The organism is Oceanobacillus sp. B139/18 (assembly GCF_055524595.1).
Genome location: NZ_JBVFXI010000009.1, coordinates 1 through 23,346, shown reverse-complemented (window position 1 = coordinate 23,346; position 23,346 = coordinate 1). Strand labels below are relative to the sequence as shown.

General features: G+C 40.4%; 20 protein-coding genes. 9 read left to right on the top strand and 11 right to left on the bottom strand.

The genetic code is table 11. From position 1 onward, the window contains the following. Nucleotides 1-236: 236 nt before the first annotated feature. The 3 genes from ACZSMY_RS20295 to ACZSMY_RS20285 all read right to left on the bottom strand — a co-directional run bounded on the left by ACZSMY_RS20295 (nt 237) and on the right by ACZSMY_RS20285 (nt 4,599). Complete coding sequence (locus tag ACZSMY_RS20295; RefSeq protein ID WP_042532204.1) at nt 237-722, bottom strand: hypothetical protein; 486 nt, start codon at nt 720-722, stop codon at nt 237-239. Nucleotides 723-727: 5 nt separating this feature from the next. After that, the gene (locus tag ACZSMY_RS20290; RefSeq protein WP_042532207.1) at nt 728-2,353 is read right to left on the bottom strand and encodes a sodium/proline symporter; all 1,626 of its coding nucleotides are present in this window, start codon (nt 2,351-2,353) and stop codon (nt 728-730) included. 590 nt (nt 2,354-2,943) lie between these two features. Continuing rightward, nucleotides 2,944-4,599, bottom strand: coding sequence for a PucR family transcriptional regulator (locus ACZSMY_RS20285; RefSeq protein ID WP_042532209.1), 1,656 nt, complete (start codon nt 4,597-4,599; stop codon nt 2,944-2,946). Nucleotides 4,600-4,797: 198 nt separating this feature from the next. On the opposite strand from ACZSMY_RS20285, the gene ACZSMY_RS20280 reads away from it, so the two are divergent. The 3 genes from ACZSMY_RS20280 (at nt 4,798) to ACZSMY_RS20270 (ending at nt 8,082) form a co-directional block, all read left to right on the top strand. Then, on the top strand, nt 4,798-6,156 hold the full coding sequence (locus ACZSMY_RS20280) for an aspartate aminotransferase family protein (RefSeq protein WP_042532210.1): 1,359 nt from the start codon (nt 4,798-4,800) through the stop codon (nt 6,154-6,156). 117 nt (nt 6,157-6,273) lie between these two features. Next, entirely contained in the window at nt 6,274-7,734 is a 1,461-nt protein-coding gene (locus tag ACZSMY_RS20275) for a CoA-acylating methylmalonate-semialdehyde dehydrogenase (protein WP_368901133.1), read from the top strand. Nucleotides 7,735-7,764: 30 nt separating this feature from the next. Further along, a complete protein-coding gene (locus ACZSMY_RS20270; RefSeq protein WP_042532213.1) occupies nt 7,765-8,082 on the top strand; it encodes a hypothetical protein in 318 nt (105 codons plus the stop codon). Nucleotides 8,083-8,087: 5 nt separating this feature from the next. Here the strand turns inward: ACZSMY_RS20270 and ACZSMY_RS20265 are convergent, their stop codons facing one another. Genes ACZSMY_RS20265 through ACZSMY_RS20255 form a run of 3 tightly spaced genes read right to left on the bottom strand, consistent with a single transcriptional unit; the run spans nt 8,088 to nt 12,024 of the window. After that, nucleotides 8,088-9,176: a GerAB/ArcD/ProY family transporter gene (locus ACZSMY_RS20265; RefSeq protein ID WP_042532215.1), complete on the bottom strand. Its 1,089-nt coding sequence runs from the start codon at nt 9,174-9,176 to the stop codon at nt 8,088-8,090. A gap of 18 nt (nt 9,177-9,194) precedes the next feature. Then, complete coding sequence (locus ACZSMY_RS20260; protein WP_256705746.1) at nt 9,195-10,421, bottom strand: Ger(x)C family spore germination protein; 1,227 nt, start codon at nt 10,419-10,421, stop codon at nt 9,195-9,197. Continuing rightward, nucleotides 10,411-12,024, bottom strand: coding sequence for a spore germination protein (locus ACZSMY_RS20255; protein ID WP_455725261.1), 1,614 nt, complete (start codon nt 12,022-12,024; stop codon nt 10,411-10,413). The genes ACZSMY_RS20260 and ACZSMY_RS20255 overlap by 11 nt, the downstream gene beginning before the upstream one ends. A 357-nt stretch (nt 12,025-12,381) precedes the next feature. Here ACZSMY_RS20255 and ACZSMY_RS20250 point away from each other — a divergent pair, with 357 nt between their 5' ends. Further along, the gene (locus ACZSMY_RS20250; protein ID WP_455725260.1) at nt 12,382-12,885 is read left to right on the top strand and encodes an LURP-one-related/scramblase family protein; all 504 of its coding nucleotides are present in this window, start codon (nt 12,382-12,384) and stop codon (nt 12,883-12,885) included. Between the two features lie 72 nt (nt 12,886-12,957). Here ACZSMY_RS20250 and mnmH read toward each other — a convergent pair whose 3' ends face one another. Beyond that, nucleotides 12,958-14,010, bottom strand: a complete 1,053-nt coding sequence (gene mnmH, locus ACZSMY_RS20245) for a tRNA 2-selenouridine(34) synthase MnmH (protein WP_212928637.1) — start codon at nt 14,008-14,010, stop codon at nt 12,958-12,960. Nucleotides 14,011-14,033: 23 nt separating this feature from the next. Next, nucleotides 14,034-15,086: a selenide, water dikinase SelD gene (selD, locus tag ACZSMY_RS20240; RefSeq protein WP_465148248.1), complete on the bottom strand. Its 1,053-nt coding sequence runs from the start codon at nt 15,084-15,086 to the stop codon at nt 14,034-14,036. 160 nt (nt 15,087-15,246) lie between these two features. Here selD and ACZSMY_RS20235 point away from each other — a divergent pair, with 160 nt between their 5' ends. Then, on the top strand, nt 15,247-15,513 hold the full coding sequence (locus ACZSMY_RS20235; RefSeq protein WP_042532224.1) for a hypothetical protein: 267 nt from the start codon (nt 15,247-15,249) through the stop codon (nt 15,511-15,513). Between the two features lie 93 nt (nt 15,514-15,606). Here the strand turns inward: ACZSMY_RS20235 and ACZSMY_RS20230 are convergent, their stop codons facing one another. Together ACZSMY_RS20230 and pepT are read right to left on the bottom strand one after the other, a co-directional pair. Continuing rightward, the gene (locus tag ACZSMY_RS20230) at nt 15,607-16,677 is read right to left on the bottom strand and encodes a D-alanyl-D-alanine carboxypeptidase family protein (RefSeq protein ID WP_455725259.1); all 1,071 of its coding nucleotides are present in this window, start codon (nt 16,675-16,677) and stop codon (nt 15,607-15,609) included. A gap of 369 nt (nt 16,678-17,046) precedes the next feature. Then, nucleotides 17,047-18,282: a peptidase T gene (gene pepT / locus ACZSMY_RS20225; protein WP_332093842.1), complete on the bottom strand. Its 1,236-nt coding sequence runs from the start codon at nt 18,280-18,282 to the stop codon at nt 17,047-17,049. A 300-nt stretch (nt 18,283-18,582) separates the two neighbouring features. Between pepT and ACZSMY_RS20220 the strand changes: the two genes are divergently transcribed. The 3 genes from ACZSMY_RS20220 (at nt 18,583) to ACZSMY_RS20210 (ending at nt 20,966) form a co-directional block, all read left to right on the top strand. After that, nucleotides 18,583-19,425 carry a sulfurtransferase gene (locus ACZSMY_RS20220; protein WP_455725258.1) on the top strand — a complete coding sequence of 281 codons (843 nt, stop codon included), beginning with the start codon at nt 18,583-18,585 and terminating at the stop codon, nt 19,423-19,425. After that, nucleotides 19,418-19,978, top strand: a complete 561-nt coding sequence (locus tag ACZSMY_RS20215; RefSeq protein WP_256705754.1) for a DNA-3-methyladenine glycosylase I — start codon at nt 19,418-19,420, stop codon at nt 19,976-19,978. Before ACZSMY_RS20220 ends, ACZSMY_RS20215 begins: the two co-directional genes overlap by 8 nt. Before the next feature lie 163 nt (nt 19,979-20,141). Continuing rightward, nucleotides 20,142-20,966 carry an aldo/keto reductase gene (locus ACZSMY_RS20210; RefSeq protein ID WP_368901130.1) on the top strand — a complete coding sequence of 275 codons (825 nt, stop codon included), beginning with the start codon at nt 20,142-20,144 and terminating at the stop codon, nt 20,964-20,966. 60 nt (nt 20,967-21,026) lie between these two features. Here the strand turns inward: ACZSMY_RS20210 and ACZSMY_RS20205 are convergent, their stop codons facing one another. Further along, nucleotides 21,027-21,569 (bottom strand): HD domain-containing protein, encoded by a 543-nt coding sequence (locus ACZSMY_RS20205; protein WP_256705756.1) that lies wholly within the window; start codon nt 21,567-21,569, stop codon nt 21,027-21,029. A 281-nt stretch (nt 21,570-21,850) separates the two neighbouring features. Between ACZSMY_RS20205 and fni the strand changes: the two genes are divergently transcribed. Continuing rightward, nucleotides 21,851-22,900, top strand: a complete 1,050-nt coding sequence (gene fni, locus ACZSMY_RS20200; RefSeq protein WP_368901128.1) for a type 2 isopentenyl-diphosphate Delta-isomerase — start codon at nt 21,851-21,853, stop codon at nt 22,898-22,900. The last annotated feature ends 446 nt before the right edge of the window (nt 22,901-23,346 follow it).

Here is a 23,346-nt window from a genome sequence, read left to right as displayed (position 1 = left end):
ATTATTTCTTTGTGAAAAAGCAAATAAAACATAATTCCACTTAGATGGGAGCTCCGGGAAGTCGACTCCTGCGGGAAAAGCAACAGGTAGACCTGAGCAGGAAGCGGTATTCTTCCGAGGAGGCTGAAGCGTTGCACGCAGAAAGCGACTCCCCGGAGTGGACATCTGCTCGGCGAGGATACCGGTGATTTAAAGACCAAGCGGTATCCTTGTTTTTTCTTTATTATCATTTATTTTTACAAGGGATGAAATTGTCCGGACACCCCATCAACAATGAAATCCGACGATTCAGCTCTTTCATTCCAAACCACCCAGTAAGGACGATAAAATCTTTGTTGCTGTTCTCTCTTTAGTTCTGGAAATGATATCATTCTCATTTTTAAAGATAAAGACCGATAGATGAATGATTCAGAAATGGAAGTGCAATCCTCCAAGGAGTACATTTCGGGCATCTGCTGCTCTTTTGAAATTTCAATCGCTTTCCATTTCGGCTTATAATCAATGAGCGATCCCTTGCCGCTAATCGAATCAATGGCACATCCTACTTTTTCATTTAAGGGGAGGAAAAGGCGTTTAGCTTTTACGTTATAACAAAAATAATAATAAGGATAGTAGACGATACGTTCTGCAATAAAATTAGCATGAGGGTGTAACCTCTTAAAACTTGATTCAATTTGTTCTTTATTAAATTCGACAGATTGTGTTAACACGTTAGCACCCAAGCTATCTACCCCTCTAACCTTAAACTGATTTCAGGTTCTATTTCGATATCTTTATCCCTTTTTCTCTCAACGGCATTTGTATTATCCTGATTTTGGATAAATTTAGAAATATTACGTGCTTCCGGTGCAAGGTCTTCAAAAATCCCTTTTTCCAGATTTTTTGGAATCTCTTTACTTTGCTTGGCTAAATCATATGCCTCCAGAATAGGATCGGAAGGAGGAGTGCCAAATTGATTCCCAATAAACATTGCAATGAGAGAAGCAATTAAGCCGGCTAAAAATGGATGTAATCCGCTTGCATTTTGTAAGGCGAACAGCTCCCAAACAATGTTTATTATGGAGCCGCTGATCATGGCACAAAGGATTCCTATTTTGTTAGCTTTTCTTGCATAGACGGAAGCGATAAAAGGAACAAGGAATGTATTTCCCAGTACACCAAAGGCAAACACAACAAGAGCAAATACGGTTGGAGGTTCATAAGTTGCAACAATAATGCCGATAATGCCCCCAAATAAAATGCATAGTCTGGATACCAAAAGCAACTGTTTATGGCTGGCTTTTTTATTGATAAAACGATGATAAACATCACGCGAAAGTGTCGTACCTGCTTGCATCAGCAGGGAATCACAGGTGGACATAATTGCCGCCATGATGGCTGAAAGTAAAACAGCAGCCAATATCCCTGGGAAGAATATATATACGAGTTCTGGAATAACCATTTCGGGATCCGATACAACAGGCATAATTACAATAGCTGATAAACCTAAAATATACGGTGTAAATGTGAACAACTGATTAAAGGCAGCAGACCAAATAATTGCATTTTTTGTTGTATTTGCATTTTGCATCGACATATGTCTTACCGTGACATGTGGAAGCCCCATGTAGCCAATGGCATAGATAAGTACAGCTCCTATAATCACTCCCCACTGGCCATAATAAATCAAGTCTTTCCCCCAAATACTTAAATAAGTCGGGTCAATCGCCGCCAATTGTTCATTCAGGCCTGACAGGCCGCCAACCTTTGGCAAGACCATAATACCAATAGCCGTGACTCCAATCAGCATAATAATTCCCTGAATGAAACCACTAACGGCCACAGCAAGATAGCCGCCAGCCACAGTATAAATCACAATAACCCCTACACCAAGAATAAGTGCCCACTCATACGGAAATCCTGACATTGCCGATAATGCTTTACCGGCAGCAATAAACTGGGCGAATGCATAAGCGAAAAGAAATATGATTGCGATAATTGCGCCGTAAACGCGTATTCCAAAGCTTTCAAAACGTTTCTCCAAGTATTCGATTGGTGAGAGTGCTCCGAGAAGCTGAGATAATCGTCTCATCCGTTTCCCCAGTACAGATAAATTGACAATAGATCCGCCGGCATCTCCAATGGCATACCATAATGCATGCCAGCCCTCTTGAAAGGCTTGCGCAGGTCCGCCCATAAACATAAAACCGCTCATAGATGTGCTCTGCATACTTATTGCAGTGACAGGAGCTCCGATTTTTCGGTTGCCTAATAAATAATGATCAGCAGATGCAGAAGCACTCCTGGTAAAATATAAACCAATCCCAAGCATTCCCAACAGATAGGTGAAAAAAATGATAATATCCAAATTCATTTCATAACCAGTCCCTTCTGTTAACGTCTTATACTTTATTCATTATGATTTTCGCGCTTTTCATCGCACCGCAATTTAAAATACATAACCAGAGCCAGCGTAACCCATATGAAAGGCCATGGCAGCATTAATAATACGGTTTCTAGAGGCAAATTAAACATAGACTCACCGCCCTTTTCCTGATTTGTAAGCATAAAACAAGACGTAAAAAAAAGATGATTTGCGAATTAAGGTGTATCATTGAATAACCCTCTAATTTCGAACAGATAATCAGTTTGTTACCGCCCTTTTTAAATTGTTTGTTGTTTTCAAAATTAACGTAATTTAATTTGACTATAAAGTAACTGCTAAATTACCACAATCAGCAAAATGTCAAACGGGTACTAGCCTTATTTTACAAAGTGTCTATGAATTAGATAGGAATCCCTTAAAAGCAATTTAATGCAATATAACTGACTGTGAGCTTTCCGCATGAAGAGAAGGAAAAAGTCAGTTTTAAGCGGGAGCGGGGCAGCCGGTAACGCTTCGATAGTTTAATATTATTCCGCTGGGATTTCTTTTCGTCTCATATTTAATGAAGTTTCCTTTTATCAAAGTTCTTTTATATTGGGATATGCTTCCTCCAGCGATGTCCAATTCAATAGATAATAAGCGCTTAATGCCAGTTCGATTGCTTGCCGGTTGATTGGCTCTGCAAGGTTAGTTCTCAGTAACTCTTCAATTTTTTCTAAACGGTGATACAAGGTTTGCCGTACAATATATAATTTGTTAGCGGTTTCTTTTTTGGAGCCCATACATTTCAGGTATACAGAAAGTGTGGAAAGCAGATCTGTTTTCATTTTTTTATCATATTGCAAAATTGCTCCTAAATAATCCTGTACGTATACTTCCAGCTTGTTGCTGTTATACATTTCAATCAATAAGCGATAAACACCGATTTCTTCATAAAAATGTGTCTCGATTAATTTAGCGTTTTGAATGAGTATCACATCTTTTGCTTCTTTATAACTGGTAGGAGAAGTATCGTAATCAAGATGAATATTACTGATTCCAAAAGTATATGGATTACCATTAAAATTTTCTTTTTGTTGCATATGCTTTAGTTCATTAATAATTTCTGTCAATCGATTCGTATCTTTTGGGGCATTCTTCTGCTTATAGAAGGCAGCGATAACAGCCGTTTCATTCCGGCCGACAGCTACAGCAGGAATAAACCCGTTTTTTCGAAACAGGGAGCGGATAATCATCGCTTGCTGCAGCTTGGCTTCCTCCCAATTGCCTTCTTTATTGGTTATATTATAGGAGTTCGTGTCAATCAAAAATAATCGATAAGATAAGTTCTTTGCCGGAGAAGGCAATATTTTTTGGATTTCACTGCCATCAATGTCTTTTCCCTTTAACATCCTTCTGACAATCTCTTCTTCTTGATTTTGTTTCCGTTCTTCTATCGTTTTATTCCGAAGCATAATTTGTGCGATTGCCAGGGCTGCCCGATCAATGATAGAGAATGAGAATTTATCTAATGTGTCAGGGGCTATCTGTAAACATAAATATCCCCAGGTATGTCCGAGACCTTTAACAGGAAAAATGGTGTAATCATCCTTGTCCAGTTTACAGCCTGTATAGGGGCTTGGCATCTTGGCATGTTTGATTCGCGTTTTCATCAACTGTGTTTGCTCTTTCATCTTTGGAGGATAGTAATCAGCTTTTGAGTCGAATGATACAAATAAGACCGGTACATTAAAATATGCATATAGTTCTTTTAAAATAGTTAAGGTTCCATTTGGCAATAAGGAAAGTTCATTAAATTTTTCTGAAAAATGATAGAGTTGGCTCAGCATATGGTGATGATGATTAATGATGACGGTGTGAAGATCTTGGGTGATGTCTACGAATTTAACAATTTCGTTGAAGATAATGAAAGGTAAGTCATGATCATTGCCGTATTGAATAATTTCAGGTGCGATTTCTTTAACATGGGTGCCTAGTTCAATGCATATTCCTGCGACATTCTTATTTAGCAATTTGTCCAAGTGGGAAAGGCCTTCTGGAGAGTCAAATTTCACCCCGGAGCCTGTCGTCAGGATTAATTCACCTCCGTTAATGAAAGATTCCATATCTCCGCTTTCCAGTATATGTGTCCATTTAATTTCACGGTGTAATCCGTTTTTGCCGGCAACTACGACGGCATGTTGGAATAAATCCCTGGAAAGAACGTCCTTTACTTGAATACTCCATTTCTCCATTTATATGAGCCCCCTCATTTCGTTAAAGCAGAACGTAAAATGATTGACATTTTGTAAAATGAAAAATAAATGAATTGGTTATAGAATAAACTATGTAATATACCTAATATTATGTCAAGTTCAAAAATTTCAGATATGAATCTATGCTGTTTGACCAGATTGTTTTAATTATTTGAAGTACAGAAAGGAGAAGATGGGATGGAATCTGTGCAGAAGAAACAATCTTTAGTGGAAAGAGATCGTCAGAATGTTTGGCATCATATTTCGCCGTATAGTGAAAAAAATCCGCCTATGGTCGTGGAAGAGGGGAAGGGCTCCTGGATTACAGATCATCAAGGAAAACAGTATTTAGACGGAATGTCCGGGCTTTTTTGTGTCAATGTAGGATATGGCCGGGAAGAGTTAGCACAAGCTGCGTATGAACAAATCAAGAAAATGGCTTATGTGCCAATGACACAAAGCCATGGTCCTGCCATTGAGCTGGCGGAAAAAGTAAACGAAATGCTTGGCGGGGACTATGTGATTTTTTATTCCAATAGTGGTTCCGATGCGAATGAAGTAGCTTTCAAAATGGCTCGTCAATATCACCAGCAAAAGGGAGAGGGCACCCGCTATAAAGTGATTTCACGCTATCGTGCCTATCATGGCAGCTCGGCTGGAGCGTTGTCAGCAACAGGTCAAGCATTGAGAAAATATAAATACGAGCCGCTTACTTCCGGATTTTTACATGTTGCTCCACCTGATAATTATCGTAAACCAGAAGGCATGTCTATAGAGGATTATAATATAGCGCGAGCGAGAGAATTAGAAGAAACGATTATTTGGGAGCAGAAGGAGACAATTGCAGCAGTTATTATGGAACCGCTGATTACAGGAGGCGGTGTACTGGTTCCAGATCCTGTTTATGTAGAAAAGGTACAAGAGGTTTGTAACCGTCACGGCGTCCTGCTTATTATCGATGAGGTTATCTGCGGCTTTGGCCGTACAGGAAAAGCTTTTGGACATCAGCATTTTAATATAAAACCGGATATGGTTACCATGGCAAAAGGGCTTACGAGTGCTTATCTTCCATTATCGATTACAGCTGTTCGAAAAGACATCTATGAAAAATTTAAGGATGGTAAAGAAAATAGTCATTTTCGTCATGTAAATACATTTGGCGGTAATCCCGCTGCATGTGCTTTGGCATTAAAAAACATTGAAATTATGGAAAAAGAAAATTTATTTAACCGTTCAGCGGAAGCAGGGAATCGTCTTTTAAACGGTCTGGATGATCTTCGAAATCTTGACTTTGTAGGTGATATCCGCGGTTTAGGCTTGATTATCGGCATAGAAATCGTTGAAGATAAGCTTACCAAAAAGCCTGCCTCCCCAGAATGTGTAGGAGGATTGATTGCTGCTTGCAAGGCAAATGGATTAATCATTGGGAAAAACGGTGATACCGTCGCCGGGCATAATAATATTTTGACACTCAGCCCGCCATTGTCCAGTACGGATGATGATTTTGATTTTATGATTAACGTCTTGAAAAAAGTATTTCATGAAAAAGTAAATTAATGTTTTTTAAATAAGGAACGAAAGCTTATTACCTAAGAATAAGCATATATATCCTGCTATTCCGGGATGAACATCTTCTAATGGAGAATATTGATTAAAATATCGGGAGGGTTTCAGGTGACTCAAACAAAAGTAAACGAATTAAAAAACTATGTTGGAGGAAGGTGGATGGAAGCAAAGACAGATAAAACGGCACCTGTCTATAATCCGGCAACTGGAGAGACAATAGCAAATGTACCTATCTCGACGCAAGAGGATGTGGAACATGCAATCCAGGCTGCTCACAAAGCTTTTGAAACATGGAAGGACGTGGCTGTACCTAAACGGTCAAGAATCCTATTTAAATATCAGCAATTACTCGTTGCCAATTGGGAGGAGCTGGCAAAATTAATTACCATTGAAAATGGAAAAAGCTATACGGAAGCGTATGGGGAAGTGCAGCGAGGGATTGAAAACGTAGAATTCGCTGCCGGAGCTCCTTCCCTCATGATGGGAGAGCAGCTTCCATCGATTGCCACCGACTTGGAATCTGGTGTGTATCGTTATCCAATTGGTGTTATTGCTGGAATCACTCCTTTTAATTTTCCAATGATGGTGCCGTGCTGGATGTTCCCAATGGCCATTGCAACTGGAAATACGTTTGTCATGAAGCCGTCAGAGCGTACACCACTTTTAGCGAATCGGTTAGCAGAATTACTGGAAGAAGCGGGGTTGCCTGCTGGCGTATTTAACATCGTTCATGGTGCTCATGATGTAGTAAACGGTTTATTAGATCACAAACAGGTAGCAGCGATTTCTTTTGTTGGATCCCAGCCTGTAGCAGAATATGTCTACAAGCGCGGAACGGATAATCTGAAGCGTGTGCAAGCACTTGCTGGTGCAAAAAACCATTCCATTGTATTACGTGATGCGAATTTAGAAAATGCATCGACCCAAATCATGAATGCAGCATTTGGTTCTGCAGGGGAACGGTGTATGGCCGCATCTGTGGTAGCTGTTGAGGAATCTGTTGCAGATACGTTTATCGCACGTCTCACTCAAAAAGCCAATGAAATTAGAATTGGCAATGGCCTGGACGAAGGGGTTTTCCTGGGTCCAGTCATTCGCGAACAGCATAAAGAGCGGACATTAAATTATATTGAAACGGGAGAAAAGGAAGGAGCAAAGCTGATTCGTGACGGCAGAAAAGACGAAGCTGTAAAACAAAAAGGCTATTTTGTAGGCCCAACCATTTTTGATTATGTCACATCGGAAATGAATATTTGGAAAGAAGAGATCTTTGCACCCGTATTATCAATTGCTCGTGTAAAAGATCTGGATGATGCGATAGCTTTAACGAATCAATCACGCTTTGCGAATGGCGCTTGTATTTTTACAAGAGACGGCGGAAAGGTTCGGCAGTTCCGTGAAACAATTGATGCTGGAATGCTTGGCGTCAATATCGGTGTGCCTGCCCCAATGGCATTTTTCCCATTCTCTGGCTGGAAAGACTCTTTCTACGGAGATTTGCATGCGAATGGAAAAGATGGGCTGCAATTTTATACGAGGAAAAAAGTGATTACGACGAAGTGGATTTGACATTCTCTATAGTATATGGAGGAGCTTATCATGATGGCTATTGGTAAGCTCCTTTTTCATTACTTCCGGTTGCGTTTTTTTTGCAAAAAAGATAATACAGGATCGACAAATAAGAAAAGAAGAAGGAGATACATGATTGCCAATTCAGGAATTTCCATCACATACAAAGGATTCAGCGATTTGATAGCGGGTATTTTATATCCTTTTATAAAGTCAATACCAAAAGAAATACCCGCTAATAGGATGAACATAGTCAGAGAAATACCTAGGATTTTCACTTCTATCACTCTCCAATCAGCCTTTAAACATTTTTCTATCCGTATTTGGATAGCTATTCATATTTGCTAATTTGCTTACTTTTTCCTGTTCTTGATAAAGGCAATAAAAAGCAAGAAAACAGGAAGAATAATTTGAAAAGGAAGCTGAACATAGATTGGAAATGCATTTAGCCCTTCTTCAATATGCTGCGAATAATTGCTCGCAATAACCATGGATGTAAATAAAACAGTTATTCCAAGCGGATAAGCCAGCTTCGAGGGTTCTTTGATATTAAATAAACTTGCTGTTCCTATAAGGGCACAGTATGTATATACCGCTACTTTGAAAAAACCTCCAATAATCAGAGCTAGAATAAAGATAACGTCCAGACGTTCTAAAAATTCTCCAACTTCAATCGACTGAATAGTTGTTAATAAAGGGAAAAGAGAACGCTCAATAAGCGGGACGCCAAGAACGCTGATATTTAAAATGGTGGTGAACGCGAGAGCGACACCAGTTATGCTGATTGCCGCCACAGCCGTTTTTTTTAACTTCTTTGCTTGATTTAAGTATGGGAAAATCATTGTAAATACGATGATTTCACCAAAGGGAACATATAGCGTTTCTGTAAAGACCGTTTTTAAAATTTTTGGCGAATCCTCCAAAGTCGGTCTTAAATTGGAGATATCGATTAAGCCGGATATAGCAATAAGAAGAAATAGAAAGAATGCCAGCATAAGCATGACGACAAAAAGCAGTTCTCCTGTTCTGGCAACGACCTCGATTCCTTTATATATCGTGTAAATAACCACCAGAATCATCAGAGCACTCGCAACGAATAGAGGAGTTTCTGGAAAGGCAAAAGAAAGCAGCATGACACCAAATTCCCGTAATACTCTCGCAGCCGAATATAAAAAGAAGAGGATATACAGGAATGCCAATGTTCGTCCTAAAACCTTGCCAATCAGCTTTTCTGTATAGTCCGTCAGCAAGAGTGAAGGATAATACAGATAAAGCGCCCGATAGATAAAAAATAAGAAGATACTTATCGCCGTCGCGATAAGAATCGCTAACCAGCTGTCTCGGCCTGCTCTCATCGCAAGTGGAATCAGCAGCGAATTGCTTAGCTGAAATAAAATCATAACGATAAACAATTGGCTTGTGCTGATTTTTGCCTTTTCCATAAACGAATTCCCTCCTTTTTATTCGCTTTTCTTATTCAAATCAAAAAGATACGGATTGTTTCGCATCCCAGTACGGCGAATAAAGGCTTCCACTGTCACATCGACGTCCAATGCAGGAAAATACACATCTTGCCACTCTTTTTCAAACTGTTGCCACACCTTGGGTTCGGAATGATGCAGCTTTTCACCAAAGCCGAAGATATCCGTTTTGGTTTTCTGTGCTTCCTCAATTGCAGCTTTGGCCTCTGCCTGAATTTTCTGCTGCAATGCTCCCTCAATCCGGAATAATACATGCGGGTTAGTTATATCGACTGGCACCTCTATCACTCGGAGGTCTCCTTCAGCACGGATATGGACGGAAATCGCCGGTTTCCCATCCTTTATTTTTGTCGCTACATTTGTTTTTTGGCGTACTACCTTGTAGGAGATGGCATCTTCATGATTCTCCCAATCAATGTTTACAGGTGCCTGCCGAATTTGATCTAATACCCAAAGTGTTCCTTCACTCTTTTCGCCATCAATCCAATTAACCAGTTTGCCTTCTTTGAAAACGCCCATGCCATTTACTTTAATGGTTGCTGATCCATCTGATGATTGCAGTTGTTCCATCGTTTTCGCTTTTTCAATATCACCCTCCACAGAGAAACCGCTGACCAAAGGCTCTTTTCCTGTCGAAACAGCTGCATTGATGAATTTCTGGAGATTGGTGGCTATATTTTCTCCATACAGTTCTTCAGTGAATTCTAAGGACTTAATTGCTTTTTCAGCAGGGACCTGATCAATCGCCGTTAAAACTTGAACGAACTCACCCGCCTTCACATCCCGGCTAATCACTATCTTCGTCGTTGTCCGAAACTCAATACCCCGCTCCATCGCATCTAAAATAGAGGAAAGCCCTTCTTCTCTGGCAAGCTCTTCGCTGATGACCAGCAGACTGGTATGTGCAAAATAGAGGTCTCTTGAAACAATGGTGGATGCCCGATCAGCTACCTCCAGCGGATTGTCTCCTGTTGCTGTATAGGTGGCAATACTTGGATTTTGCCCGGATGCTCCTCCTTGAAGCGCCCCGGGCACGTTCATTGGATTGATTAGTTGAAATGTGCCAACATATGTGCCATCTTCCTTTTTATCAAGCGCATAAGCCGAGACAATCGCTAATTCTTTTAATTCGATACTGCTCCAACATCCAGAAAGGAAAGGGAGGCAGGCTGCCATGAAAAAAGGAATTATCCATTTACGACTCATTTTTATCTCCTTCTTTCGTCTCCGCTCTCATCATTCCCCGTTTTATCGGAGGCAGAGGTTTTTGATCCGTACCCTGGCGAACTCGATTTTGAGGATTTAAGGACTTCGGTCTTTCGTTGAATGACCATATCGGACCGCGCATAATGGAATCCTTCAAGCTTTTCGGTATCAATGGTGCAAATGGTGCCATATAGGGGATCCCGAATGAACGCAAGCTGACGAGATGAACAATCAGCATAATCAATCCAAGGATGATTCCATAAAACCCGGCAATCGCTGCACCCAGCATAAATGCAAAGCGGAGTAAACGGGCTGAAATAGCGATGTCATAATTTGGAGTAGCTAAACTGGCAATGGCTGTAGTTGCCACGACAATGACCATTGCGGGAGAGACGATTCCGGCCTGAATGACCCCTTGCCCGATAACAAGTGCTCCGACAATCGAGATGGTCGCACTGATTTTGTTCGGCATCCTTAAGCCGGCTTCCCGAAGAATCTCAAAAGTGACTTCCATTATCAGCGCTTCAACAATCGCAGGAAAAGGTACGGATTCCGTCTGTGAGGCAATAATAACGAGCAGGTCTGTTGGAATCATTTCCTGATGAAAGGTGGTAACTGCTACATAAAAAGCAGGGCCTATTAATGAAATCAAAAACATGAAAACGCGCAGCATCCGAATCAAAGTACTAATTGGGAAGCGCACGTAATAGTCTTCCGGTGTTTGAAAAAATTGAATCATAATAGCAGGAACAATCAACACATGGGGGGTTCCGTTGACAAAAATAGCCACCCTGCCCTCCAAAAGGTTTCCGGCAACCGCATCCGGCCTTTCCGTATGAGTAACTGTTGGGAACAGCCCTGAACTTTCATCTTCAATCACCTGTTCAATATAGCCTGAATCAAGGATGGCATCGAGATCGACCCGTCCCAAGCGTTGGCGGACCTCTTTCACTATGTCTTCATCAACTATCCCGTTGATATACATAATCGACAGGTCTGTATTCGTCTGCTTTCCGAGATTCATGGATTCGACCCATACATTCGGGTTTTTGATGATACGACGCACGAGTGCAGTATTCGTGTTAATGGATTCGGTGAATCCCTCTTTGGATCCGCGTAACGTTATTTCGGAATCAGACTGTTCAACGGGACGCCTTTCTCCGCCTCTGGTACTGGCAATCAGCGCTTCGTTTTTTCCATCCAGGAGAATTACTGTGTCACCAGATAGCAGCGATTGAAATAAGGTATCCCAATCGCTAACCGTTTCTAAACTGCCAACCGCAACTACTTTTTCGGTGAAAACGGTAAAAAGATCTTCGTCCTGTAATTTTTCCTGCACGCTATCTTCCATTGTCTGCACCAAAAACTCATTTATCGTAGGATTGTCCACCAGCCCGTCCACGTGAATGATTGCAGCAGATACCTTAGGATCGTGACTAATAGCAAGCGTGCGGATAATGATATCAGGGCTGTTGCCTGTTTTTTGTTTGATGAAGTTCAGGTTTTCAGTAATCGAAGTGTCTATGCTTTTTTGGGTATCGCTTGCTGAATCTGGAATTTGCTCTTTATAATGCATCTTTTTTTGTAATTTACGATAGGACATAGCACAGAACACCTCGTTGTTGGGATTATCCCTAATTTGTTCAGATAATTACTTTTTATGCATGAAATAGACTCTGATATTTAAGTGAGAGATGTTGTTTGGAAATGAGGAAGCAATGTTCTTTAAAGTCTTGTCTAAAAGCTTTATCACGGAGAACCGTCCGACAACTCCCACTGAGTGAAGTTTCATTTTATAAATTATACTTCGGTGATAGTTGATAAAAAGAAGATAGAATGAAACTTTATCAGCTTAATTTAAGTAATACATAATAAATGTATTTCTAAACTGCGTGAAAAAAGAAATTGAAGTTCCATAGCAAAATTCAGATATAATCGGAATAATAAAGGAGACATGAGGATGAAACAACTCTATATAAAGCAAAAAGTATTTAGTTTAAATGAAAAGTTTAGCGTAAAGAATCAGGATGAAAAAGATGTTTATTACGTAGAAGGGAGTTTTATGAAAATTCCCAAAACTTTCTCCATTAAGAATGATACTGGAGAGGAAGTAGCGCTTATAACGAAAAAAACGCTCAGCTTTTTACCGAATTTTTTTGTGGAGGTAAATGGAAAGGAAGTGTTAGCAATCAAGAAGGGGCTTTCCTTTTTCAAAGCGCGTTATACCATTGATGCGGCAGGGATTGAAGTGCGCGGGAATTGGTGGGACATGAACTTTCAGGTATATCAGCACGGTGAAATCATCGGGGAAGTGAGCAAAGAGTGGTTTAGTTGGGGAGACAGCTATAAGGTGCAAGTTGTTAAGGAAGAGATGGAAACCAGCATGATTGCACTGGTTGTCGCCATTGATTGTGTGAAGGCTGACGAAAAAGGAGCTGCTTCTGCTTCGTCGTTCACGAACTGAAGTTTCAAATTTTGCTCAATGCATAAATAAACTCCCCTCGATTAATCAGAGGAGAGTTTATTCAAATACTGCTTACAGCTTGATATTTATCTTTTCTTTCTGTTTGATTAAGTTAACAACTGCATTGAAAGCCTCGTCTAAATCATCGGCATAGATATGCATTTGTTTGTCTTCTGGATAGTGGTGGAGCGTATGCTCATATCTGGGATCGTAATAATATTCCAGCAGGAGCGCTACAGCGGATGGGAAATTACCCTGCTCCAAGTCCTCCGCTATTTGTTTCGCTACAGGGGTGTGAATATGCTTCCGTATTCGCCCGAAGGCTTCGATTATTTGCGCTTGATGCTCTTCAGGATTGTATTCACGTAATATATTTTCAATTCGTTTCTCTAAAGGCAAATGGATAAACAGCTGCATACTGGCTTCTTTTGTTTCATGTAAAGACAAAGGCAGTGTCGCCTTGCCGATACGTTTGCTTTCTCCTTCCAATAGAACAAAAGGCGCTTGGTCATAGCGTTCCATTTCTTGGACTAATAAAGACTCGAATGTTTTTTGATTATTCGGTTCCAGTCCAATTTGGCCAAAGATAGACCCTCGGTGGTTTGCCATTTCTTCTAAATCAAGCACAGGATAGCCATGCTGCTTTAACCTGTGCAGCAAAATAGTTTTTCCGGATCCGGTATAACCATTCAGCACGTACATATTGGGAGAAAACGGCTGCTGCTCTAACTTGTTTACCACCCATTGTCTGTAAGAGCGAATGCCGCCATTCAATCTGGAAACCTGTTGACCCATTAAATCGACAACGGTGGCAGCGGTTTTACTGCGCATGCCGCCGCGCCAGCAATAAACAATCTTTTCTTTCCCAAGAGATTGAAACTGGGCAATAAATTCCGGCAGCTTGATAGAGAAGATTTCTAGCCCTTTTTCCTTTGCTGCTTCAGGGCCGACTTGTTTATAAACCGTGCCTACTTCAACGCGCTCTTCATTATCAAAAACAGGAATATTGATGCTTCCTGGAATACGAAATGCAGCAAATTCCTGTGGAGAGCGCACATCAACTAAGCAAATAGTCTCTTCTTTTTGTTTTTTTAATAAATCAAGTAACTCTATATCCTGAAACATTTTTTCACTTCCTAATAAACGAATTATTCTTCAACCGTGATATGTCCATTTTTCTTATCAGTGACGCGGCCAATTATTGCTGCCTCGATATTTTTATCCTGCAGATCCGAAAGTAATTTTTCTGCGTCTGCTTCTTTTACAGCAGCAAGTAAGCCTCCGGAGGTAACCGCATCACATAGTATCCACTGGTCAATCTGATCCAGTGATTCCGTAAAGGTAACATCCTCTTTTAAATAGTTAAAGTTATTCTTCGTACCGCCTGGCACTGCGCCGTTCTCCGCAAGTTCTTTTACTCTTGGCAAAACAGGTACGTGCTGATTTGAAATCTGGATTTCGACGTTGCTTCCTTTTGCCATTTCCGAAGCATGTCCAAGCAAGCCAAATCCGGTAACGTCGGTACAAGCATGTATTTCATAGTTATCCATTGTTTCCGCAGCCGTTTTATTCAATGCTGCCATGACGTTAGTTACCCGGTCTATTTCTGCTTCCTGTAACAAGCCTCTTTTGATAGAAGTCGTCAAAATCCCTACACCAATTGGTTTGGTTAAAATAAGCACATCATCGGGTTTTGCGCCACTATTTGTGCGGATTTTATCAGGATGAATTGTTCCAGTAACAGCCAATCCGAATTTTGGTTCTTTATCGTCGATGGAATGTCCGCCGGCTAAGGCCACGCCAGCTTCTCTCAGCTTGCTGTCTGCGCCTTCTAAGATACGGGAAAGAATCTGTTTATCTAGATCAGCAATTGGGAAAGCAACAATATTCAATGCTGTAATCGGCTTTCCGCCCATTGCGTAGACATCGCTGAGCGCATTTGCAGCGGCAATTTGCCCGAAAGAATAGGGGTCGTCTACAATGGGAGTGAAGAAGTCGAGTGTCTGAACAATGGCTGTGTCGTCATTTAATTTGTAAACTCCTGCATCATCGCTGGTATCCAAGCCGACTAATAGATTAGGATTATCCGTCGCAGGGGAGAGGGTTTGTAAAACCTGCCGTAAATCAGCCGGTCCGATTTTACATCCGCATCCGCCCTTAGAAGATAAAGCGGTTAGTTTTATAGACTCATTATTATTCATATAATCAACCCTTCTATATTTAATTTTCCATATCTATTTTAACATATCAGTAGGAAAAGGAATGTTTGGTGGAATTTAGAAGTGAACAGTTACTTTCATTCTTACCATCCTGTGCGCCAATATGATACGATAACATGTATATGGAATGGGGGACGATGTAATGGAAAATAAAAAGATACCTGCATGGTTTAAGGCAGATATCTTATTCAGTGTGCTTAAAGTACTAGTATTGTTTTTATTAGCTATACTTATTCTGTCTACGAATATTGCAATCGGTTCTGTCTATCTGTTTGCGGCCGTTTTTTCTATTTTGTCTTTGGCGCATTTAATTACGATATATAAAACTGCCGGAAAAATGCGGATTCCTTTGATTATTGAAATGCTGCTTATTCCTTCTCTTTTTGTATTGATTATCTTCCTATTTTAAAAATAAATAATGTGATTATGACGTATCGATTCATTTTATTCGATAAAGAAAACACCTTGAAAATCTGCTTCTCAAGGTGTTTTCTTCATTACTTTATTCAGCTTGTTCTTCATAGTACTCTTCCAGTGTAATCCCTTGTTCAGTTATATACTTCGCTGTTTTTTCACCGACATAGCGAAGATGCCAAGGCTCGTATTGGTATCCGGTAATATCTTCTTTCCCCTTAGGGAAACGGATAATAAAGCCATATTCCGGAGCATTTTCAGCAAGCCACTGTCCTTCCTCTGTCTCACCAAATGCTTCTACTAACTCTAAATTGACTTCTGCACTGGTAACATCCATCGCCAGTCCAGTTTGATGCTCACTTTCTCCGGGACGTGCACTGTAGGTGTTTGCATAATCCTCACCATTCTGTGCCGCATTCGCTGCAAAGATATCGTCCTGCCGGTCATAAGAACGGTAGCCGGATTGGGCAAACATTTCTAATCCTGCTTCTTCAGCACCTTCAAATAATTCTTCTAAGGCATGTGCCGCGTTCTCGCGCAGATATTTTTTAGGTAAGTCCTCTGTGAAAGGAAAGGGCACATCTGGTACAATCAAGTCTTCAGGGATATAATCATCCGGAAGTGCAAAGCTTTTATTCACCAGTGATAATTCATCGTATGGATTACCGACAACTTCTGTTTCAGCTTCTGTCACTTCAGGTTCTTCAGGGGGAGGAGCTAAGCCCTCTCCCGGTTCAATACTTTTTTCGTTTTCATAATAAAGCAGTAACTCTTCTCTTGTTGCTTTATCATAGACACCTGAAATAGCTGTGTCATCTGTTTGCAATTGAAAATCTGTTATAGCCCAAGTAAGCTCTTCATCAAATTCATCTGTTGCTTCTAAATCATAACCGATGGCATTTAGTGCTTGCTTTAATTGTAATACAGCATCATCTGTATCAAATTTCTGCAGCACCGCATCAGGCGGCTCTGTTTCTTCTTGTTCTGGCTCTTCCGTCTGTTGTCCTTCCGCTTGCTTATCATCTGTATCTTTTTGCTCTTCAGGTGCTGATTGTTCCGATGCCGGAGCATCTTCCTGTGATGGGGATGGCTCATGTGGTCCGCAGCCAATCAGTACAAAGCAAATTGCCGAAAGGATAATCCAACTAACTCCTCGCATGTCATGTTAACTCCTTGCTTTTAATAGAATGAATGAACCCCAAACACTATGATCTGTTAAATAAGTTTGGAGTGCAGAGTTATTTTATAAAAATTAATTGCAGGTAATCAGTAACGAGAATGGTTTTCCAATCTGTTTTGAGGTATATGAAAACTCGAAAAAAAGATGAAAACAATCAGCAGGCTGATTCCCATAATCCTTGAAATGATGCAGTATAAATTCTGCTTATTAAACAGTGAACGTAGGCTGCATTTCAATATATATTATATGATGTATGGAAGTGAAAAAGAAAGGAAAGTGAAGAAATAATTTCAGGAAAAAGAACAATAAAAAAACAAGAACCAGTGAAATTGGCTCTTGTTTTTCAACTTATTCTGCTTTTTTTTCTGCAAACAAACGGCTGATTTCAACAATCGTTTTTGCTGCTTTTTCCATATTATCGATAGAAATATACTCAAACTTGCCATGGAAATTTTCGCCGCCAGTGAACAGGTTCGGTGTCGGTAATCCCATAAATGAAATTTGTGAACCGTCTGTACCGCCGCGGACTGGATGAATAACCGGTTTAATATCAAGATTGTTCATTGCCTGATCAGCAATATCTACAATATGTTTTACCGGTTCAATTTTTTCACGCATATTATAATATTGATCATTCATTTCTAACTCTACAGCATTCTCTCCATATGCGTTCCTGATTTCTTCTACGTACTTTTTAAGGGTGTCTTTGCGTGTTTCAAATTTTTCCCGGTCATGGTCGCGGACAATGTAATAGACTGTTGATTTTTCTACATCGCCTTCTACAGAAATAAGATGATAGAAGCCTTCGTATCCTTCTGTATGCTCGGGAGATTCTTTATAAGGAAATTTATTAATAAATTGCGCAGCCATCTTTCCTGCATTCACCATTTTGTTTTTCGCTGTTCCCGGATGAACACTGTTTCCGTAAAACGTCACTCTGGCAGCTGCGGCATTAAAGCTTTCATACTGCAATTCACCTAAAGGGCCGCCATCCACGGTGTACGCATAGTCACAGCCGAAGCGTTCTACATCAAATTTATGCGGCCCGCGTCCAATTTCTTCATCAGGAGTAAAAGCAATACGGATTTTTCCATGCTCGATTTCCGGATGATGAATGAGGTATTCCATGGCAGTCATGATTTCAGCAATGCCTGCCTTATCATCCGCTCCAAGTAAAGTTGTACCGTCAGTCACCATTAGCTGGTGCCCCTCATAATTAGAAAGCTCAGGGAAGTCTTTTGGAGAAAGGGTGACTTGTAAATCTTCATTCAATACAATATCCCCGCCCTTATAATCGATTACCTTAGGAGCCACCCCTTTGCCGGTAAAGTCTGTTGCTGTATCGACATGTGCCAAGAAGCCAATCGCCGGGATATCCTTATCCGTATTCGCCGGTAATGTAGCCATTAAATAACCATTTTCATCATAAGATACTTCTTCCAGTCCAACTTCCTTCAGCTCATTCTCCAATAGCTTAATCAAATCCCACTGACCTGGAGTGGAAGGGGTGGCTTGAGAATGCATATCCGATTGGGTATCTATTTTTGCATAGGTTTCTAAACGCTTGATTAATTGTTCTTTCATCAAAATGGCTCCTTCTAAATAAATTTTTGATTGTTCCTTTGAAGCGAAAATTTCTGCTATTCTAATTTTACAACGCTTTGTATATTTTACCATACTCAACACAAAAACCGTATTCATGCGTGTCCAAAAAGTAACGTATAAAGCTTTAAAACAGTAAAAGTATCTGGACGTGGACATGTTTAACAGAGTTTAAGAATACCCTTTATGAAGCTCAATTATTAATTTCTGCAGAAAATTTTTTCTGTTAAAATAAATAAGGAATGATATGATTAGAAAAATAGCATATGGGAGGGTTAGATTTTGAGAAACATCATTAGCGTAGAGAGATTAAAGAAACGTTTACCGCAAAATAATGTCGTTATTGTAGATGTACGATTTGATTTAATGGATGCTGATGCTGGGCGAAAAGCTTATTTACACGAGCATTTACCTGGTGCTGTCTATATGGATTTAAATAGAGATTTATCCGGCAAAGCAGGTAAGCATGGCGGAAATCACCCTTTACCCGATTGGGATTTATTCGCAAATAAACTTGGAAAACTAGGTATCTCCAATAATACAACGGTTGTTGTGTATGATCAGGGAAATGATATGTTCGCTCCTCGATTTTGGTGGCTGCTTGATTATTTAGGTCATGAGAAGGTATACCTTCTTGATGGCGGATTGGACAGGTGGGTCGCAGAGGGAGGCGAACTGACATCAACGGTTCCCAATCTTCAGCCGACCATCTTTCGCAGAAACGAGAAGGAAAATCGCTATGTTGATATGGAGGAGGTCAAGGAAAAACTTGAATCTGAAGAAACAACGATTATCGATTCCAGAGCACCTGCAAGATATTTAGGTGACGAGGAACCGATGTATGCTCGTGCAGGGCATATTCCGGGAGCGGTCAATTATTTTTGGAAGGGTGTTTTAAAAGAGAACGGTACTTGGAAAAACGAGGAACAGTTAAGAGAGCATTTTTCCAAATTAGATAAAGATGCGGAGATTATCGTTTCTTGTGGTTCCGGTGTTTCGGCATGCCCAAATATTCTGGCTCTGGATAATGCCGGTTTTAAAAATGTGAAGCTTTATCCAGGCAGCTTCAGCGATTGGATTTCGTATGAAAAGAATGAAGTCGCTATTGGTGAGGAAGATGAATAAGGAACGTTGTGCCTGGGTCAGTGAAGAGCCTGTCTATATCGCATATCACGATGAAGAATGGGGACGGCCTGTTTTTCAGGATGATCGCTATTTATTTGAAATGCTGACATTAGAAGGGGCACAGGCAGGACTAAGCTGGATTACAATTTTAAAACGCCGGGAACATTACCGCCGGGCTTTTGACAACTTTGAAGCCGATATTATTGCTGCTTATTCAAATGAAAAAGTAGAAGCATTGATGCAGGATGAAGGAATTATCCGGAACAGGCGTAAAATTGAATCTGTCATTAAAAATGCAAAGGCCTTCCAGCAGATTCAAAAAGAATTTGGTTCATTCGATGATTATATCTGGAGCTTTGTTGACAGAGAACCAATTGTGAACCATTGGGAACGGCATGAGGATGTGCCTGCTCAAACAGATTTGTCAAAACAGCTAAGCAAGGATTTGAAAAAGAGGGGATTTTCCTTTGTAGGACCGGTGATTTGTTACTCTTTTATGCAAGCGACAGGTATGGTAAATGACCATACTAAAAGTTGTTTTTTGAGTGGGTGAAGAGCCAGCTGACCGGGTATTTTTATAAGCGAATCGTATCCTTATCATAGAACCAAGCACATTCCTTTGTTTTATCTGCCTGTTATTGTAAACTAAAAAATGCATTAGGGACTATTGTGAAACAAACAGAGATAAAATCATTTACAGGAGGTCATCCAGGAATATGAATTACATTACACTTAATAATGGCTTAGAAATGCCGCAGCTTGGTTTCGGCGTCTGGAAGGTAGAAAATGAAAAAGCTATCCCTGCTGTGGAGCATGCATTAAAATCAAATTATCGTTCCATTGATACAGCAAAAGTTTATGGGAATGAAGAAGGCGTTGGACAAGCAATTGCAAACAGCGGTGTCCCTCGTGAAGAAATCTTTCTTACAACAAAGGTGTGGAATGCAGATCATGGTTATGATGAAACCTTAAAAGCTTTTGATGCAAGCTTAGAAAGACTGGGTACAGACTATGTGGACCTTTATTTGATTCACTGGCCGACCCCGGAGCATGATCAATATATCGATACGTATAAAGCGTTGGAAAAAATCTATAAAGACGGCAAAGCAAAAGCGATTGGCGTCTGTAATTTTGAAATAGAGCATTTAGAACGTTTACTAGACGAATGTGAGGTTGTACCGGCTGTAAATCAGGTAGAGTGCCACCCATACTTGCAACAGAAAGAATTGCGTGCCTTTTGTAAAGAGAAAGGTATTTATGTAGAAGCATACAGCCCTCTCATGAATGGAAAAGATGTCTTAAAAGATGAAGCGCTAAAACAAATTGCTGAGAACAAAGAGAAAACCATTGCGCAAGTTATTCTGCGCTGGCACTTACAGTCTGATTTGATTGTCATTCCAAAATCAGTAACACCTTCTCGTATCGAAGCTAACCTGGATGTGTTTGATTTTGAATTAAACGAAGAAGAAATAAAAACAATCGATGCGCTGGATCGTAATATTCGCAGCGGATGGCATCCGAATGAAATGAATTCACGTTAACAAACTACAATTAAAAAACACCTTCTTTCATTTATTTAAAGAGAGAAGGTGTTTCCTTTATTATTTGAAAAAACGTTTAACAGCCTGTTCAAACTCTTTAAAATAAGAAGGAATCTCATCCGGAGATAAATGAGCATACATTTCTTCTGCGATAGCCTCGTTGTACCATTTTTGCTGCTTGTACCCGGCGTTAAAGTTCTTCCAGATATCATCGCCGAGCTGTTGATGCTCTTTTTCCAATTCTAAAAGATTATCTAATTTATCCGCAATAATCAGATATTTCACTTCCTTTGGAGCATCTTTTAAATGTTCCACTGTCGCTTTTTTTCTGTCCCACCAAGACTTTGATTTATCCTCCGTATGAGAAGCAACAAGGTCAGCAATTTCTTTTCCGAACTGACGTTCAATGTCCTCGATGCTGACATTGGTATCCTCAACAACATCATGCAAGTATCCGGCGCTGATTAAATCATCGGAACAGCCTTCTTTTTCTAGACGTTCTGCAACACGAACAGGATGGGTTATGTACGGTTCATTTGAATTTTTACGTGCTTGACCTTGATGTGCTTTTGAGGCAAAAGCTTTTGCATTATCTCTTTTCATTATATCCTCCTAAAAACTTAAATAAGTAGTCCTATTATAACAGAAAATACAGATATCAACTGAATTTTTTCTTAATGAAGGACAAATGAACGTGAACTTTTGAAACAGCATCATTTGCCTTTCAATTATTGCAGGAAACAAGTACACTAGATGTAAAGATAACGAAGGAAATTAAAAAATCATACCTATATTTATTTAAAAAGCAGGGGGACGAATAATTGAAAATGCCTTTACTCTCTGTAAAAAATAGTTTGATAATTTGAGATAAGCGAGGGACATTCATGGAAAAAGGAATTAACCAACGTAAAACAGAACATATCCGCCTTTGTCTGGAAGGAGACGTAGAGGGTGTAAATAAATCTACAGGATTGGAAGGCATTCACTTTCTTCATAATGCTTTGCCGGAAATTGATTTTGCTGATATTTCATTGAGAACATCATTTTTAGGCAAAGCGCTGCAGGCGCCATTTCTAGTCAGTTCCATGACTGGCGGATCTGAACTGGCGACCACAATTAATCAAAATTTGGCTACAGCGGCAGAACAAAAAGGCTGGGCACTGGCAATTGGTTCGACAAGAGCATTTTTAGAAAGTGAGCAGCATAAGGATTCTTTCCTTATTCGCAGACAGGCGCCAACTGTGCCATTAATCGTAAACATTGGCGCTGTCCAATTAAATTATGGCTATGGAGCAGAGGAATGCCAGCGTATTATTGATAAGACAGAGGCTGATTCCATCGTTCTTCATTTAAATTCATTGCAGGAAGCTGTGCAGGACGGCGGCGATTTGAATTTCAAAGATTTACTGCCAAAAATTGAACAGGTTTGTAAACAGGTGGAAGCGCCAGTAGGGGTCAAGGAAGTAGGATTCGGCATTGACGGGGAAGCTGCCAAAAGATTGTATGATGCGGGCATCTCTTATATTGATGTTGCTGGAGCGGGCGGAACCTCCTGGAGCCAGGTGGAAAAGCTGCGCTCGAAGGACCCATTAAAGCGGGCAGCTGCGGAAGCATTTAATAACTGGGGAAATCCGACCAAGGATTGTCTGGTCACTGTACGCAGTGAGCTTCCTGAAGCGCCTTTAGTTGCCAGCGGAGGCATGAAAACAGGCGTGGATGCTGCGAAGGCAATTACGATTGGGGCAGATATTATCGGGTATGCCAGACATCTGCTCCAGGCAGCCACAGAATCAGCAGAAGCCGTTGTTCAGACAATGGACCAATTGGAATTAGAGCTGAAGATGACGATGTTTGGCGTTGGCGCAGCCGATTTAAATGAACTAAAAAATACAAAGCGTGTATCCATTAATGGAAAATCGCTGTTAGATGCATAATTTGCAAGCTAGAAGGTGTGGAGAATTCCACGCCTTTTTATTTTAGGTCCCGGAAATATACCCTGCTTCCCGTGACCCCCGAGTTCATCTCCTTTAAAGAAGACTTAGCGATTGGCAAGCCGAGAGGCGTAGACAGAGCTAAAGTCGCACTTATGCGCCAAGGGTAAAAAAAGAAATTCACTTTTTTCCTGTTGGATCTTCACCCTGGGACTGCGATTACCAATGTTGTCAGGTTAGTGAATTTTCTTAAATACTCAACTTTCGCACCTAAGAATAAGCAAATATATCTTGCTATTCCAAGATGAACATGTTCTTCATTACCATGCTTGCATTTTGGTGAAATATCCGGCCTTTTTGAAATTGATGATGGTGCATAGCTCTGCTCCGGCCAACCACGCCGCTTTCCGACGTACAAATGTTTTCGATGGGACGAGTAATCGCAACCC